This is a genomic window from Pseudarthrobacter sp. N5, assembly GCF_050157035.1.
GTDB lineage: Bacteria > Actinomycetota > Actinomycetes > Actinomycetales > Micrococcaceae > Arthrobacter.
In genome coordinates this window covers 1,007,778-1,023,351 of the sequence record NZ_CP189593.1, presented here as the reverse complement: position 1 = coordinate 1,023,351, position 15,574 = coordinate 1,007,778, and the positions used below count along the sequence as shown (strand labels likewise).

Below are 15,574 nucleotides of genomic sequence, written 5' to 3'. Positions count from 1 at the left end.
CGGCTCTTAGAGGAACACCGCAATCACGGCCAGATCCTTGCCTGCGTAGGTTTCGGCGTCCTGCAGGATTTCGCAGATGACGCCGAAGGAGCGGTTTGTCCTGAAGGCCTCGGGTACTTGCCAGATAACTGTGATGGGCGCCTTGGCATGGTCTGAGATGCTGTCGGCAAAGTCATTCAGGGAATCGTTGAGGGCGTCCAGGTTCACGTCGTAATGCTCCGGGAAATCCAGGGCCTCCCCGAACGTCTCCAGTACGGCCTTTTTGGTGTCTGCGGGAGGAATTACCAGGCCGCGTCGGCCTGCGTCCGTCACCTGTTCCTGCAGTTCGCCGATGGTCCAGGTGTCTGCGGAGTAGATCTTCATGGGTGCGCTATGTGCCTTCTGTGATGAATTTGAACGAATTGTAGTGGTCATGGACGTAGTACTGATCGCTGGCGGATCCGAGGGATTTGGTACTCCTGCGGGTCCAACGGCGCCGGGACCCGGGCATCCCCCGATCTGCGAAGTCTACGTCCGGTAGATGTTGATGGTGCTGGCCTGGACCAGATCCCGTTCGCCGGATGCTACCTGTCCGCCCTGCCGACGATCGTGAAGATCCGAAGTGGTCAGGCGAAGCTCAAAGAGCCGGCCCGCAGAGCCGTCGTCCGCGGTGACCTTCGGCAGCGTGATCCGGACGTCAGCTGCGCTGCCGTTTACCACCACAAGCCCTGCCACACGCCCGTCATCCGATCCCAAAAGAAGCTGGACCACGCGGTGACCGGGATCGTTCCAACGGTCCAAGGACATGGGTTGCCCCTCGGCGTCGAACCAGTACAGGTACGACTGCCCTTCCCGGAGGGGGTAATTATGGGGCTGGTCGGCCAGGAATTCCTTGCGGAGCCTGATGACGCGCTTGGTGCTGCGCAACATGGCATGGGACTCCGGGGTACTGGTCCAGTCCAGCCAGGCAAGAGGGTTGTCCTGGCAATAGGCGTTGTTGTTTCCCTGCTGGGTGCGGCCAATTTCGTCACCGGCCGTGATCATGGGTACGCCGAGGGAAATCATCAGGGAGGCCATCAGATTGCGGCTGGCCTGCGCGCGTCGGGCGAGGATGCCCTCATCCTCGGTAGGGCCTTCGAAGCCGTGGTTGAAGCTGCGGTTATCGCCGTGGCCATCCCGGTTCTGCTCGCCGTTGGCCTCGTTGTGTTTTCGGTCATAGGAGACAAGGTCCGCGAGCGTAAAGCCGTCATGGGCCGCGATGAGGTTGACCGAGGCAAGCCGTGAACGTCCGGATGCTTCAAAGAGGCTCGCCGAACCTGACATGGCGTCTGCCAGGCGCGCCACGGATCCGCCCTGTCCGCCGGCCTCAATCGAGGCCCGGTCTGCCAGCCAGAATGAGCGGAGGGCATCGCGGTAGTGATCGTTCCAGTCCGCCCAGCCTGCAGGGAACCGCCCGGTCTGCCAGCCGCCGTAGCCGAGATCCCACGGTTCGGCGATCAGTTTGACTCCGGACAGCACTGGATCAGCCGCGATAGCCACCAGGAACGGATGCCTCGGATCAAAGTCATTGGCGGCATTGCGGCAGAGAGTTACTGCCAAGTCGAAGCGGAAGCCATCAATGTGAAAGTCCTCCACCCAGTAACGCAGCGAATCCAGGACCAACTGCACAACCCTGGGCTCACCAAAATTAAGGGTGTTTCCGCAGCCCGTGGTGTCCACATACTTGCCGTGGCCGTCCGTGCGGTAGTAGCTATCCTCGCCGAGGCCACGGAAACTCAGCGTCTGGCCATCCGGTCCGCCTTCAGCCGTGTGGTTGTAGACAACATCCAGAATCACCTCGAGACCGGCAGCGTGCAGCAGCTTGACCATGCCTTTGAACTCGTCCTGGACCGCGTGCGGTCCGGCGGACTGGGCAGCCTTTGTTGCGTAGCCGGGATGCGGGGCAAAGAACGCAGCTGTGTTGTAACCCCAGTAGTTCGTCAGGCCGAGGTTGTGCAGGTGGGGCTCATCCAGGTGGAAATGGACCGGCAGCAGCTGGACTGCCGTGATGCCGAGACCGGTGAGGTGCTCGATCATGGCAGGGTGAGCCATCCCGGCGTACGTTCCCCGGAGAGCCTCCGGAATATCGGGGTGAAGCATGCTCTGGCCGCGGACGTGCGCCTCATAAATGATGGTGTTCCGCCATTGCAGACCCGGGTTCTCATCCGCGCCCCAGTCAAAGTCGCTGGCCATCCGCACGCTCGTCAGGAATCCTGCCTGCTGATCCACGGCGCGGCCGTACGGATCGATCAGCAGCGGCTGCCCGCCGTCGTCGTCAAAATCAACGGTGGGCACCGACAGCGGAAGTGAGGCTTTCTCCCGTGTGGCTCGGAAACCGTAGCGCGACCCCGGCGGAAACCCCTCCACGACGCCGTGATGGACACCGCTGGTGACGTTCGGCAACGTCTGCAGCCGCCACATTCCGCCGGGCTCCTGGTATGCAATCTCCAGGGTGATGATGCCGGGGGCGTAGACAGCAACATTGGCGGTGGATCGCGAAAATTGTTCAGTTGCCACGGAATCTGCGCGCGGAACGCTGACACCGAGGGGGAACGCCTGTGAGGCGTCAACGGTGGAAGCTGTGTCGGTGAGAGGCATTACCATTAGTGAAAGTTTAGCGGCCAGTCTCAAATGACTGGTGTTTTCCTGTATATGACGTTCTGCGCGAGGGAGGGCCTGCGCCGGCTGCGCGGCATACTTGAAGAAAGCGTCGACATGGAGGTAACTGTGCGAGTTGCACTTGCTCAAGTCATCACCGGCCGGGATCTGGCCGCAAATCTGGCTCTCTTGGAAGAGTATGCCCGCCAGGCGAAAGACGGCGGAGCTGAGCTGGTTGTGTTCCCGGAGGCCACCATGCGTGCCTTCGGAAACCCATTGCGGGATATCGCCGAGCCTTTGGACGGCCCTTGGGCCACCCGCGTACGGGAGACGGCTGCGTCGCTGGGGATTGTGATCGTGGCGGGAATGTTCACGCCAGGCACCTCCGTCGACGGGGAGACAGCCAAGGTCCGCAACACCCTGCTGGCCACGGGCCCGGGGGTGGATGCCAGCTACGACAAGATCCACCTCTTTGATGCTTTCGGATTCCTGGAATCGGACACCGTGGATCCGGGAACCGGGCCGGTGACTTTCGAGGCGGGTGGCCTCACGTTTGGCCTGGCCACCTGTTACGACATCCGCTTCCCGGCCCTGTTTACCGCCAACGCCTCACGTGGCGCAGTGGCAAACATAGTCTGCGCGTCCTGGGGTTCCGGCCCCGGCAAAGTGGATCAGTGGCAGTTGCTGGCCCGCGCCCGTGCCGTGGACACTACCAGCTACGTACTGGCGTGCGGACAGGGTGATCCGGCCAGCCAGGGCGTGGAGCCGAAGGGTGCCGCACCCACAGGCGTCGGCCACTCGGCAGTCGTCTCACCTCTCGGCGAGGTCCTGGAAACGCTCGACGGCGCCCCCGGGCTGCTGTTCGCCGACCTGAATCCCGCCGTCGTAGAGGACGCCCGCCTGAAACTCCCGGTCCTAGCCAACCGCCGGGACCTTTAAAGAGAAACAGCAATGCTCCCCCACTGAGGCGAGGGAGCGTTGCTGACTTAACAGCTGAGACGCAGAAGTGAAGGCTGGTCACGGAGCCGATGCGGTCGCTTTGCGGAGGAGCGCATCGCCGACCAGAGCGGCCCGAAGGTCGCTAAGCGACCGGAGGTTCGCGGCGGGAGGTGCCTAAGCGACGGCGTCGGCGGACTCAGCCAGCCGCGCGCCGCGGCCGGGAGAGCTACTTGGCAGAGCGCTGGCGGGAGACTTCGTACAGGGAGATGCCAACGGCCATGGAAGCGTTGAGCGACTCCATGGCAGAATCGATCGGAATGGAGACGATCTGGTCGCAGTTTTCGCGGACCAGGCGGCTCAGGCCCTTGCCTTCGGAGCCGACCACGATGCACACCGGCTCGGTTGCGAGCGCGAGGTCCGGCAGCGAGACGTCGCCGTCGCCGTCGAGGCCCAAAACGTAGATTCCCATGTTCTTGAACTGCTTCAGGGCGCTGTTCAGGTTGGAGGCGCGCGCCACGGGGACCCGGACAGCCGCGCCAGCGCTGGTCTTCCATGCAGACGCCGTTACGCCCACTGAACGGCGCTCCGGCACAATGACGCCGTGGCCGCTGAACGCCGAGACAGAACGAATGATGGCGCCGAGGTTGCGGGGATCCGTAATTCCGTCCAGCGCAACAAAGATCGGGGCATTGGACACATGGCCCTTTTTCCACCGGTCCATGGTCTGCTCTGCGAGATCGTAGGCATCCTGGTACTCATACGGCGGGATCTGCAGCACTAGTCCCTGGTGCACGGCCTCATCGGTCATGCGGTCCAGCTCCGGCTTGCCCGTTTCCAGCAGCGGGATGCCACGTTCGGCCGCGAGCTTCAGGGATTCCTTGACGCGGTCATCCATCTCGATCCGGATGGCAATGTGCAGTGCCTTGGCCGGAATACCGGCGCGCAGTGCCTCCACTACAGAGTTACGGCCAGTGACCACTTCCTCCGTGGCCCGGCCCTTGGGGCCCGAGCGCGCACCGGAGCTGCGGCCGGCGCCACGCTTGGCATCGGAGCGCTCTGCGAGCTGCTTGTTCTTGTGTGCCTTGTGGTAGGGGCGATCCTCCGCCTTGGGCGTGGGGCCCTTGCCTTCCAGAGCCTTGCGGCCATGGCCACCGGTTCCGACGGTGGGGCCCTTCTTCATTTTGACCGACCGGCGACCGTTGTTGGCCATAAGTTCCATCCTTGATTGTGTTGAGTGCGTCTGCAATCAAGTCTACTGAATCAAGTTAAATCGGGAATGAGTGCGGCTTCAACGGCTCTGCAGGCTCCAGCTGGCACCGTCGGTACCGTCCTCGACGACGACACCGGCGGCAGCGAGCGTGTCCCGGATGGCGTCCGACGCGGCCCAGTCCTTGTTGGCGCGGGCGTCCGCCCGCGCCGCGAGCTGCGCTTCGACCAGAACGTCGAGTGCGGCATGTTCCTTTCCTTGAACTTCCTCCGGCCTGCGGACCGCATCCAAGCCAAGTACGCCCGTCATCGTGACGACGCTGAGCAGGGCAGCCCGGGCCGTCGTGTCATCACCGGCGGCCAGCGCCGTGTTGCCCGCCCGTACCGTGTCATGAAGTGCAGCCAGCGCCTGCGGGGCGTTGAGGTCATCGTCCATGGCAGCACTGAACGCATTGAACAATGCTTCAACCACTTCCGGTTGCCCGAATCCTGCACGGACGCCGAAATCGGGGCCGAACTTCGATGAGGCCTTTGCGATGAACCCGTCAATCCGTTCCACGGCCGCGGTGGCTTCCTGCAGCGATGTGGGCTGGTAGTCCAGCACTGAGCGGTATTGCGCCTGGCCGAGGTAGTAACGGACCACCCGCGGCGAAGCGAGCTCCAGCATTTCCGCCGGACTCACGGTGTTGCCAATGGACTTGGACATTTTTTCACCCTGGTACGTGACCATGCCGTTGTGCATCCAGAAATTAGCGAAGCCGTGGCCGGCCGCCTGGGACTGGGCCATCTCGTTCTCGTGGTGCGGGAAGCGCAGGTCCAGTCCGCCGCCGTGGATATCGAACTCGGTGCCGAGGTATTTGGTGACCATGGCCGAGCATTCGAGGTGCCAGCCCGGGCGGCCTGCGCCCCATGGCGAAACCCAACGTGCCGTCGTCGGCTCCCCTTCCTTATAGCCCTTCCACAGCGCGAAGTCGCGGGGATCCCTTTTTCTGTCACTGAATTGGGCTTCGACGTCCGGGGCTCCCTGCATGTCATCGATCTTCTGCCGCGTCAGCGAACCGTATTTGTTCCACGAGCGCACATCGAAGTAGACATCGCCGGAGTCATCCGAGGCAGGATATGCATGGCCGCGATCGATCAACTGCTGGATGAGCGCATGCATTTCCGGGATGTGCCCGGTGGCGCGCGGCTCATACGTGGGACGTGATACGCCGAGCGTGTCGTAGGCCTTGAGGAATTCCTGCTCGTAGCGGTATGCCAGGGCCCACCACTCTTCCTGCCGCACCGAGTCAGGTTCAGGCACCAAATCCGGGTCAAAGGACGCTGCGGACTTAGCCAGGATCTTGTCGTCGATGTCAGTGACGTTGCGGACCACTGTCACCCGGAACCCGCGGTATTCGAGCCACCTCGTGACCTGATCGAAGGCAATCGCCGAGCGGATGTGTCCCACATGCGGCATTCCCTGGACGGTGGCCCCGCAGTAGTACAGGCTCGCTCTGCCTGGTATCAGGGGAACGAAGTCGCGGACTTCGGCGGATGCTGTGTCGTAAAAGCGCAGGGTCACCGCTCCAGATTAGCCGATACCGCCCACCGTGCTTACTTGCAGACTACGCCGATGCGGTTGTTCTGTTCAGTGAGCTGCGCGGTCTGCTGGGCGCTCTTGTCTCCCAGCGAGGTACCGGCCACCTTCTTCATGATCTCAGCCATCTTCTGGATGGGATCGGCGATTTCAGGCGCCACCTTGTCGGCGACCTCCTGATAGTGCTTGGCGATCTGATCCGCCTGCTGCTGCTGGTTGCCGCTGGGTGCAAAGGTGTCGCTGTTGAGGAATTTACAACTCTCCTGGACACTCATTTTCGGCGTGCCGGCGCAGCCGGTCAGCAGCAGCGCAGCCAGCACGACGGCGGGAAGCAGCTTTGTCATGACGGTTCTCCGTGGCGATACACCAGGGCCGTGGCAACCGCCGAAATACCCTCGCCGCGGCCGGTGAAGCCAAGTCCGTCGCTGGTGGTGGCAGTCACGCTGACGGGCGCGCCCGCGGCCTCGCTGAGGACGCGCTGGGATTCCTCGCGGCGCGGCCCGAACGTGGGCCGGTTGGCTACGAACTGCACGGCAACGTTGCCGATTTCGAAGCCCTCGGCCCTGATGATCCGTGCGGCTTCAGCCAGCAACGTCGCGCCGGACGCACCGGCGAATTCCGGCCGGTCAGTGCCGAAGTGGGTGCCCAGGTCCCCGATGCCGCAAGCAGAAAACAATGCGTCCGCTGCTGCGTGGGCTACGGGATCGCCGTCGGAGTGTCCTGCAAGGCCGCGCTCGCCCTCCCACAGCAGCCCACCCAGCCACAGCGGCTGAGGTTGATCCTCCGGCGCAAACGCATGGACGTCTATTCCGATTCCGGTCCTGGGCAGAGTCATGGATCCAGCCTTTCACATTCTGACGCCAGCATGCTCAGCCCTCCGACCAGCGGGCGCCCAGCGGACCTTCCAGCAGGCCCTCGGCAATGATCAGATCAAGGGGTGTGGTGATTTTCAGTGACTGGCTGGCACCACGGACGGCGTGCACGGGAACGCCGAGAAGCTCCACCAGCATGGCATCGTCAGTGACGGCGGCGGATTGGCGGTCATCGAACAAGGCGGCAGCCTCGTGAGCGCGCTTCAAGGTGGCCAGCTCGAAGCCCTGAGGCGTCTGGACGGCCCGAAGTTTCTCCCTGGGTGCAGTTCCGGTCACCAGTTCGGGCGCTATCCGGGCATCGCGGCCATTGGCTTCAACGACCATCTTGACGGTATCCACCACGGGCACAACCGGAATCACGGCCACGGCGCCGGCGGCCAGTGACTCCAGGACGCGGTGGAAGACCGAGGGCGGGGTCAGCGCCCGGGCCGCGTCGTGCACCAGCACGGCCTCCGTGCCGTCCCGGAGCGCGGCAAGCGCAGACCGGACGGAGTCCGAACGGGTGGATCCGCCGTCGACCACGGTGATTTCCGGTGTGTCAGGCCCGGACCCGAGCCCGTCCGCAAAAGTGGCACAGAGCGCCCGCAGCTCGGTGTCTCCACGGGGAACAGCTATGCAGATTTGCCGGGCGATACCCGCTTCGGCCACACCGCGCAGGGCGTGGGTGAGGATGGCGTCGCCACCCAACGGCACGTTGGCTTTGGGCATTCCGTAGCCCAGGCGTTCGCCGGAACCTGCGGCCACCACAATGACTGCAGTGACGGGGCGCGTGGATGGAGTATTCATGGGCACAAGCCTACTTTCCCGGCGAATTTGGGCAAAAAGAAACCCCGGCGGCACTGTTGCCACCGGGGTTCAATTCTTAGGAAGCCAGAACTTCGTCCAGAACGCTTGCGGCCTTCTCTTCGTCGGTCTTTTCGGCCAGAGCCAACTCTGAAATCAGAATCTGACGTGCCTTGGCCAGCATGCGCTTCTCACCTGCGGAAAGGCCCCGATCGTGATCCCGGCGCCAAAGATCGCGGACGACCTCTGCTACCTTGATGACGTCACCGGAGGCAAGTTTCTCCAGATTTGCCTTGTAGCGACGCGACCAGTTGGTTGGTTCTTCAGTGAACTCGGCCCGCAGCACTTCAAAAACGTGCTCCAGACCTTCTTTACCCACTACGTCACGGACCCCAACAAGGTCAACGTTTTCTGCTGGAACTTCAATGGTCAGATCACCCTGTGCCACCTTGAGCTTGAGATACATCTTCTCTTCGCCCTTGACAGTGCGCATCTTGATTTCTTCAATTTTTGCAGCACCGTGGTGAGGGTAAACTACTGTCTCGCCGACCTCAAATACCATGTGGACATTCCCCTTTCCCGCAGACCAGTTTATCACGATTCGGGCATACGACTGTTGCCGTTTCGAGTCCGGAACCGCATGAATACGCGGAAAATGACCCCAATCGACCCCCTCAGACCCCTTGACGGATGCAGACAATAGTGCATGAAACAGGTGCTGCCAAGGCCTAAGTGCCGCGCAGGAATCCTCATTTTGGCCCGTTTGCGGATAGGCTATGGCTGAATAATGTTCAGAACTCTCGAGGAGTAAGTGACGTGCGTTTCACTGCGATGAACCGGGCCGGGCGCGGCAAGCTGGTATTGGCAACGGCCGCCCTAGGCGTCAGTCTGCTGACAGTTACCGGCTGCGGATACATCACCCCCCAGCAGACCACTCATGAGTACGCTGCATCGGACGGCATCCGCGCTGATCTGGGCCCTCTGAAGCTCCGCAACTTCATGATCATCTCCGCCGGCCAAGACAAGCCGGGCCGCGTGATCGGTGCGGTCTACAACTCATCTTCCAAGGACGTCAAGCTGACCATCAAGGGCGCGGCCGGCTCGCAGACCCAGGTCACGGTCAAGCAGAACTCCTACACCTTGCTCAACGACTCCACAGACGAGGCAATCCTCAGCAGCACCGGCGGCATCCCGGGCTCCCTGGTCAAGGTCAACATCGCCGAAGACGGCACCAACCTGGCCAAGGCCATTGAAGTTCCCGTGCTGAACGCCACGCTGAAGGAGTACAAGGAGTACCTTCCGAGTGGCGAACCGAGCGAAACGGCTACACCCGCTCCGTCGTCGACCGCCACGCACTAAGGCTGCCGCTCGGACCCAGGGCAGAAGCAGCGGCCTTCAGCACAAGAGGAGGGGTTTCCCGCAGGGAACCCCTCCTCTTGTGTATTCCTGCTTTTGGCATTCCTGGGTCTGAGCTGTGGCGAAGCGCGTCTATGGCTCGAACTTGTAACCCAGTCCCCGGACGGTAACGAGATAGCGCGGTATGGACGGATCAGGCTCAATCTTGCTCCGCAGCCGTTTGACGTGGACGTCGAGGGTCTTGGTATCACCCACGTAATCCGACCCCCACACCCGATCAATCAGCTGGCCACGGGTCAATACGCGGCCCGAATTGCGGAGCAGCATCTCAAGCAGCTCGAATTCCTTCAGCGGGAGCGACACCTGTTCCCCGCCGACGCTTACCACGTGGCGCTCAATGTCCATCCGCACCGGGCCGGCCTGGACCGTGGAGGAGATGAGTTCCTCCGGCTCTCCCTGTCGCCGGAGGACTGCCCGTACCCGGGCCACCAGCTCGCGGGAGGAATATGGCTTGGTGACGTAATCATCCGCGCCAAGCTCCAGCCCCACCACCTTGTCGATTTCAGAATCCTTGGCGGTCAGCATGATCACCGGGACGCTTGAACGCTGGCGAAGCTGGCGGCACACCTCGGTGCCTGACTGACCCGGAAGCTGCAGATCCAGCAGCACAAGGTCTGCCCCGTTGCGGTCGAATTCGGTGATGGCGTCCAGGCCGTTGTCCACCACCTCCACCTCGAACCCTTCCTTGCCCAGCAAATAGGACAACGGATCGCTGAACGACTCCTCGTCCTCGACAATAAGAATCCTGCTCAAGCGCTAGCTCCTTGTTCGTGGACGCCGGGGGCGTCGTGTCGTTGAATGGTGATGGGCCGCGCCCTGGCCGTATGGGACTCCGGCGCATCGTCATTCCCGTGGTCTTCCATCTCCGGAAGCCGCAAAGTGAAGGTCGAACCCTGGCCTGGCTGCGACCAAAGAGTCACTTCCCCGCCGTGGTTTGAAATAACGTGTTTGACGATGCTCAAGCCCAGCCCCGTTCCACCAGTGCGACGTGACCGTGCAGCATCCACCCGGAAGAAGCGTTCGAACACCCGTTCCTGGTCCTCGGGTGTGATACCGGGACCCTGGTCAGTCACCGAAACGGCGATAAGACCTTCCTTGGCGCGAACACCGATACCCACCCGCGTATTTTCCGGGGAATAACGGATGGCGTTGTCGATCAGGTTCCGCAATGCCGTGACCAGCAGATCCTGGTCTCCGTACACCATCGAATCCACCCGGCCGCCGATCACAATCTGGATGTTCTTACTCTCGGCAGGAAGCTGTGAACGGTCGACCGCCTCGGCAATCACGACGTTGATGTCCACAGGGTGGCCCTGCAGTGCCACGTTGGTCCCCTGCAGCCTGGAGAGTTCAATAATGTCCTGCACCAGGGCGGCCAACCGTGCCGACTCCTTGTGCATGCGCTTGGCAAAACGCCGGACTGCCTCTTCGTCATCCGCCGACGATTCAAGTGCCTCGGCCAGGAGGGAGATGGCCCCGACCGGGGTTTTGAGTTCATGGGACACATTAGCCACGAAGTCGTTGCGGATTTCCTCTGTGCGGGTGATTTCGGTGCGGTCATCAGCCAACAGCAGGATGTATTCCTCGCCGAGCATGGCCGCCCTGATCTGCACAATAATGATTCCCTGGCCCAGGGGGCCCCGCGGGAGTTCCAGTTGCCTCTCGAGGATCACGCCATCCCGCCGGACACCCGCTGTCATATCCAGAAGTTGCTTGTGCACCATGGTATGGCCACGGACAAGTCCGTAGGCGTAGGCGGCGGGGCTGGCGCGGACCACGCCGTCGATCGCGTCCACCACCACAAAGGCGCGGCCGACGACGGCCAGCACCTCAGCGGATCCTGCAGGTAAAGCGGGTTCGTCGAAATCGAGATCCACCAGCTTTCGCTGCTTCTCGCTGACCCTGAACGCAAGCACGCCAAAGACGCCGAACGACAGGCCGATCAGGCCGGCGATGACACCGATGAGCATAGGATCCACGGCTTCAGCTTATGCCGTCCGAAATGCGGCATTCGTGCAACTGCTGCAAAACGGTGGCCGGTTCAGCTAACGTTCACCTATTGGTGCGTAACAGTTCACCGGACACTGACAGAGTTACGAGTTGGACTGCCGGAATGGTGACATGAAATCTGCCTGCCACTGAGGTGAGCTGCAGGATTTCCAAGGAAAGGACGCCTACGTGCGTAAGGTTTTTCAGGAAGAGCTCACCCAGGTGGGTGACCAGCTGATCGAAATCTCCCGGTTGGTGAGCGAAGCGATCGACAAAGCAACTACCTCGTTAGAGATCGCCGACGTCGACATGGCGCAGGACGTCATCGCGGCTGACGCTCGCATCGATTTTCTTCAGAACAGCTTGGACGAGCGCGCCATCGACATCCTGGCCCTCCAGGGTCCCGTCGCCAGCGATCTTCGCATGATTGTTGGATCGCTCCGCATGAGCGCCTCGCTGGAACGGATGGGCGACCTTGCCCGCCACATCGCGCAGCTGGCCCGCCTTCGCTTCCCCGCCACGGTCATCCCGGCATCCCTGACCGGGACTTTCAAGCAGCTCGCGGAACTGGATCAGCTCATCGCAGACAAACTCATCGAGCTGCTGGAGACCCGCGATCTGGAGGTGGCCCGCGATATTCTCAAAGCGAACATCGCCGTCGATGACCTCCACCTGAGTGTTTTCAAGGCCATCGCGGCTCCTGAATGGGCCGAGTCGCCTGCTACGACCGTCGATGTGGCCCTCGCCAGCCGCTACTTCGAGCGCTTCGCTGACCACGGCGTTTCAGTGACGCGCAAGGTCACCTACCTCGTCACCGGAGAATGGCAGCCGCAGAGCCTCGGCGAAGGTTAAGCCACATAGCAAACGTTCGACGGCGGCCGGTCACCTTCGGGTGACCGGCCGCCGTCGTTTATGCCGTCCGTCTATTTTTTGCCCTGGTTGGCTACTGCCTGGATGGCCTCGGCTGCCGCCTCGGGATCCAGGTAAGTGCCGCCCGGGTTCAGCGGCTGAAAGTTCTCGTCCAGATCGTAAACCAGCGGAATGCCAGTGGGGATGTTCAGTCCTGTGATGTCGTCGTCACTGATTCCGTCCAGGTGCTTCACCAGGGCCCGCAGGGAGTTGCCGTGCGCCGTCACCAGTACGGTCTTGCCGGCCTTGAGGTCTTCCTTGATGTCCGATTCCCAGTACGGGAGGAGGCGGACCAGCACGTCTTTGAGGCACTCGGTGCGCGGCACGGCGTCACCGATGTCGGCGTAACGGGGATCCCCCACCTGGGAGAACTCGGCGTCGTCGGCGAGGGGCGGCGGCGGGGTGTCGTAGGACCGGCGCCAGGTCATAAACTGTTCCTCGCCGTATTCGGCAAGAGTCTGGGCCTTGTCCTTGCCCTGTAGCGCGCCATAGTGGCGCTCGTTCAGGCGCCAGTCACGCTTGACGTCGATCCAGCCGCGGTCTGCCCTCTCCAGCGTCAGGTTGGCAGTGTTGATGGCCCGTTTGAGTCGCGAGGTGTAGAGGATATCCGGGAGCACGTTGTGCTCGACCAGAAGCTCGCCGCCGCGGACGGCCTCCTCGCGGCCCTGGTCGTTGAGGTCAACGTCCACCCAGCCGGTGAACAGGTTCTTGGCGTTCCAGTCGCTGTGGCCGTGGCGCAGCAGAATCAGCTTGTAAGTCATGATTTTTATCCTAGCCGAGCGACCGCACGCCGTGCCCAGCGTTACATTCGCCTAGGCTGGGGCTGTGGTGCAGAAAGCTGAACGCGTAGTGGCTCCCCGGACACCCGGCCGGGCCGGCAAACCCGTAGGCAACGTCACCCGCGGCACTACCAACCCCAACCGCATGCGACGGGTGGACCGCTGGCTCACCGGCCCGGCGGCCTGGCGGCTTCGCGCTGCAACAGACCCCCTGGTGGTCGACTTGGGCTACGGCGCTTCCCCAGCCACCGCCGTCGAACTCTTTGAACGGCTGTCCGCGATCCGTCCGGACGTACGAGTGTTTGGCATCGAGATTGAACCCGAGCGTGTCCGCGGAGCCAAGCCCTTTGAGCGTCCCGGCCTCAGCTTCCGGAGGGGTGGCTTCGAGTTACCGGTGCCGGGAAACCCTGTGCTGGTCCGGGCGTTCAACGTCCTGCGGCAATACGAGGAAGCCGATGTGGGCGGGATCTGGCAGCTCGTTCAGCGCCGCCTGGCACCAGCCGGGCTGTTCATTGACGGAACCTGTGACGAGATCGGACGACGGGTCACGTGGGTGGCGCTCGACGCGGACGGGCCGCTCAGCCTGAGCATGTCCCTGCGGTTCGGCAGCTTCACACTTCCCTCGGAGATAGCAGAGCGTCTCCCGAAAGCGCTGATCCACCGCAACATTCCGGGCGAACGGATCCACTCGCTGATGCAGGCAATGGACAAGGCGTGGCTGGAATCCGCGCCGCTTGCCTCATTCGGGAACCGGCAGCGGTGGACCGGCATGTGCCAGACCCTGCTCGACGGCGGATGGCCGGTCCAGGACGGGCCGTCGCGCTGGCGTCTGGGAGAACTTACAATCGACTGGGTGGCTGTAGCGCCCGGCTGACGCTACCAGGGGCCGTACGGTCCCACGTTCCGGCTTCCGCCGCGGCCGGCGTCCTTCACGGCTGGGCGCACATCGGCGAGGTAGACGGAAGCTGCTACCACGGCGGCAAGGCCGAACAGGCCCAGCGGGCCGAACAGTCCGCCGCTGCCACCAAGACTTCCCCAGACGGCCAGGGCGCCGATGGCGAAGCCGCCGCCGGTCAGTGCCAGCCAGAACGTTTTGGTCCGCTTGCCCGTTGCTTCGAAGGCATTTGCCCTGTGCCGGAGGCAGTCGAAGAAAGCCCATGCTTCCAAGGCAAGGGCCACCAGACCCAGCACAAAGTACACGCCGGTCTCGACATAGAAGATCATCAGTTTTCCGTCCACAACCCCAGCCTAGCCTTCCAGAGTGTCCAGGGCCTGCTCCAGATCGGCCCAGAGGTCCTCAACGTTTTCAATCCCCACACTCAGCCGGACCAGATTCTCCGGCACGCTGAGCGGCTCGGCCGCGTGCCGCCGTCGTCGTTCTATCAGGGATTCAACTCCGCCCAAGGACGTGGCGGGCAGCCAGAGCTGCAGCGCGCGGACCAGCTTGTCCGCAGAATCGGCGCCACTGAGCCCGCTGGCCGGGGAAACCTGGATACAGAGGATGGATCCGAAACCCTTCATCTGCGACTTGGCGCGCTCATGACCGGGGTCCGTGGACAGCCCCGGAAAGCGGATGCTTTCAATCCTGGGGTGGTGGCTCAGCCGCTCGGCCAGCAATGCAGCGGATGCCTGCGAGCGGTCAATCCGCAACGCCAGGGTCCGCAGTCCACGCAGCGCCAGCCACGCTTCGAAGGGGCCTGCGATACCGCCGTGGATGATGCGGTGATGCAGCAAAGCCTCCCGCAGTTGCGGATCCGAGGTCACAAGCGCACCGAGAACAACGTCGGAATGACCGGCCAGGTACTTGGTCACCGAGTGAAGGACGACGTCGGACCCAAGGCTCAGGGGCTGCTGCACCAGAGGCGTGGAAAAGGTGTTGTCCGTCACGACGATGGCGCCGGCCTGGTGTGCCGCAGTGGCAAGGGCGCGGATGTCCGCGATGCCCAGCATGGGGTTGGTGGGGCTCTCCAGCCACAGCATGCTGGCCGCTTTCCCTCCTTCCGGAGCGAGCAGTTCCATGACCGCATCAGTGTCCGAAATGTCAACGGTGCGGAGTTCGAGGAAACCTTTTTCGGCGAGTTCGGTCGCCATCACGAGCGAACCGGCATAGCTGTGGGAAGGCATGACCACAACGCCTCCGGCCGGGACCAGGGAAAGAGCGGAGCTGACGGCCGCCAGGCCTGAGGCATACAACAGACCCGGCAGCGTGGCACCCTCAAGCTGCCCCAGTGCCTCTTCGAAAGGATCCCAGGTGGGGTTGGAATACCTGCCGTAGCCGCGGTCGCCATCGCCCAGCTGACCCGTGCCGAAATATGTGGAGGACAGGACGATGGGCGGGTTGACCGGCTCATCGCGCTCGCGCGGCGGACGGCCTGCGGCCACAACCACCGTTTCAGGCGACAGGGAGGCCGCATGCAGTTCGGAAAGACTCATGGCAAAAGCGTACGTCCCTGCCGCTCGAGGCCGGAAAGTCATTACGGCTGCAG

General features: G+C 62.7%; 17 protein-coding genes. 4 read left to right on the top strand and 13 right to left on the bottom strand.

All coding sequences use genetic code 11. The annotated features are described in order from the left end of the window. Window positions 1–6 precede the first annotated feature (6 nt). Both ACQCST_RS05200 and glgX read right to left on the bottom strand, forming a co-directional pair. A complete protein-coding gene (locus ACQCST_RS05200) occupies window positions 7–363 on the bottom strand; it encodes a barstar family protein (protein WP_426999080.1) in 357 nt (118 codons plus the stop codon). A gap of 144 nt (window positions 364–507) precedes the next feature. Beyond that, window positions 508–2,622, bottom strand: coding sequence for a glycogen debranching protein GlgX (gene glgX, locus ACQCST_RS05195; protein WP_426998259.1), 2,115 nt, complete (start codon window positions 2,620–2,622; stop codon window positions 508–510). Window positions 2,623–2,745: 123 nt separating this feature from the next. Here glgX and ACQCST_RS05190 point away from each other — a divergent pair, with 123 nt between their 5' ends. Beyond that, window positions 2,746–3,555 carry a carbon-nitrogen hydrolase family protein gene (locus ACQCST_RS05190; RefSeq protein ID WP_426998258.1) on the top strand — a complete coding sequence of 270 codons (810 nt, stop codon included), beginning with the start codon at window positions 2,746–2,748 and terminating at the stop codon, window positions 3,553–3,555. A 226-nt stretch (window positions 3,556–3,781) separates the two neighbouring features. Here ACQCST_RS05190 and rlmB read toward each other — a convergent pair whose 3' ends face one another. The 6 genes from rlmB to ACQCST_RS05160 form a co-directional block, all read right to left on the bottom strand. After that, complete coding sequence (rlmB, locus tag ACQCST_RS05185; RefSeq protein WP_426998257.1) at window positions 3,782–4,765, bottom strand: 23S rRNA (guanosine(2251)-2'-O)-methyltransferase RlmB; 984 nt, start codon at window positions 4,763–4,765, stop codon at window positions 3,782–3,784. Between the two features lie 78 nt (window positions 4,766–4,843). After that, complete coding sequence (gene cysS, locus ACQCST_RS05180; protein ID WP_426998256.1) at window positions 4,844–6,325, bottom strand: cysteine--tRNA ligase; 1,482 nt, start codon at window positions 6,323–6,325, stop codon at window positions 4,844–4,846. 32 nt (window positions 6,326–6,357) lie between these two features. Then, window positions 6,358–6,684, bottom strand: a complete 327-nt coding sequence (locus ACQCST_RS05175) for a hypothetical protein (RefSeq protein WP_426998255.1) — start codon at window positions 6,682–6,684, stop codon at window positions 6,358–6,360. Further along, complete coding sequence (gene ispF, locus ACQCST_RS05170) at window positions 6,681–7,175, bottom strand: 2-C-methyl-D-erythritol 2,4-cyclodiphosphate synthase (RefSeq protein ID WP_426998254.1); 495 nt, start codon at window positions 7,173–7,175, stop codon at window positions 6,681–6,683. Before ispF ends, ACQCST_RS05175 begins: the two co-directional genes overlap by 4 nt. 34 nt (window positions 7,176–7,209) lie before the next feature. After that, window positions 7,210–7,998 carry a 2-C-methyl-D-erythritol 4-phosphate cytidylyltransferase gene (ispD, locus tag ACQCST_RS05165; RefSeq protein ID WP_426998253.1) on the bottom strand — a complete coding sequence of 263 codons (789 nt, stop codon included), beginning with the start codon at window positions 7,996–7,998 and terminating at the stop codon, window positions 7,210–7,212. Between the two features lie 76 nt (window positions 7,999–8,074). After that, the gene (locus ACQCST_RS05160) at window positions 8,075–8,557 is read right to left on the bottom strand and encodes a CarD family transcriptional regulator (protein WP_024367191.1); all 483 of its coding nucleotides are present in this window, start codon (window positions 8,555–8,557) and stop codon (window positions 8,075–8,077) included. Between the two features lie 269 nt (window positions 8,558–8,826). Between ACQCST_RS05160 and ACQCST_RS05155 the strand changes: the two genes are divergently transcribed. Further along, window positions 8,827–9,354 carry a hypothetical protein gene (locus ACQCST_RS05155; RefSeq protein ID WP_426999079.1) on the top strand — a complete coding sequence of 176 codons (528 nt, stop codon included), beginning with the start codon at window positions 8,827–8,829 and terminating at the stop codon, window positions 9,352–9,354. Window positions 9,355–9,483: 129 nt separating this feature from the next. On the opposite strand, the gene ACQCST_RS05150 is transcribed toward ACQCST_RS05155, so the two are convergent. Beyond that, window positions 9,484–10,164, bottom strand: coding sequence for a response regulator (locus tag ACQCST_RS05150; protein WP_426998252.1), 681 nt, complete (start codon window positions 10,162–10,164; stop codon window positions 9,484–9,486). Continuing rightward, a complete protein-coding gene (locus tag ACQCST_RS05145) occupies window positions 10,161–11,381 on the bottom strand; it encodes a sensor histidine kinase (RefSeq protein ID WP_426999078.1) in 1,221 nt (406 codons plus the stop codon). The genes ACQCST_RS05150 and ACQCST_RS05145 overlap by 4 nt, the downstream gene beginning before the upstream one ends. A gap of 208 nt (window positions 11,382–11,589) precedes the next feature. On the opposite strand from ACQCST_RS05145, the gene phoU reads away from it, so the two are divergent. After that, window positions 11,590–12,252: a phosphate signaling complex protein PhoU gene (phoU, locus tag ACQCST_RS05140; protein WP_426998251.1), complete on the top strand. Its 663-nt coding sequence runs from the start codon at window positions 11,590–11,592 to the stop codon at window positions 12,250–12,252. Window positions 12,253–12,323: 71 nt separating this feature from the next. On the opposite strand, the gene ACQCST_RS05135 is transcribed toward phoU, so the two are convergent. Further along, complete coding sequence (locus ACQCST_RS05135) at window positions 12,324–13,070, bottom strand: phosphoglyceromutase (protein WP_426998250.1); 747 nt, start codon at window positions 13,068–13,070, stop codon at window positions 12,324–12,326. Window positions 13,071–13,134: 64 nt separating this feature from the next. Here ACQCST_RS05135 and ACQCST_RS05130 point away from each other — a divergent pair, with 64 nt between their 5' ends. Beyond that, on the top strand, window positions 13,135–13,962 hold the full coding sequence (locus tag ACQCST_RS05130) for a class I SAM-dependent methyltransferase (RefSeq protein ID WP_426998249.1): 828 nt from the start codon (window positions 13,135–13,137) through the stop codon (window positions 13,960–13,962). Window positions 13,963–13,964: 2 nt separating this feature from the next. Here the strand turns inward: ACQCST_RS05130 and ACQCST_RS05125 are convergent, their stop codons facing one another. Together ACQCST_RS05125 and ACQCST_RS05120 are read right to left on the bottom strand one after the other, a co-directional pair. Beyond that, window positions 13,965–14,327: a DUF2516 family protein gene (locus ACQCST_RS05125; protein ID WP_426998248.1), complete on the bottom strand. Its 363-nt coding sequence runs from the start codon at window positions 14,325–14,327 to the stop codon at window positions 13,965–13,967. A 9-nt stretch (window positions 14,328–14,336) separates the two neighbouring features. Then, entirely contained in the window at window positions 14,337–15,521 is a 1,185-nt protein-coding gene (locus ACQCST_RS05120; RefSeq protein ID WP_426998247.1) for a trans-sulfuration enzyme family protein, read from the bottom strand. Window positions 15,522–15,574 lie beyond the last annotated feature (53 nt).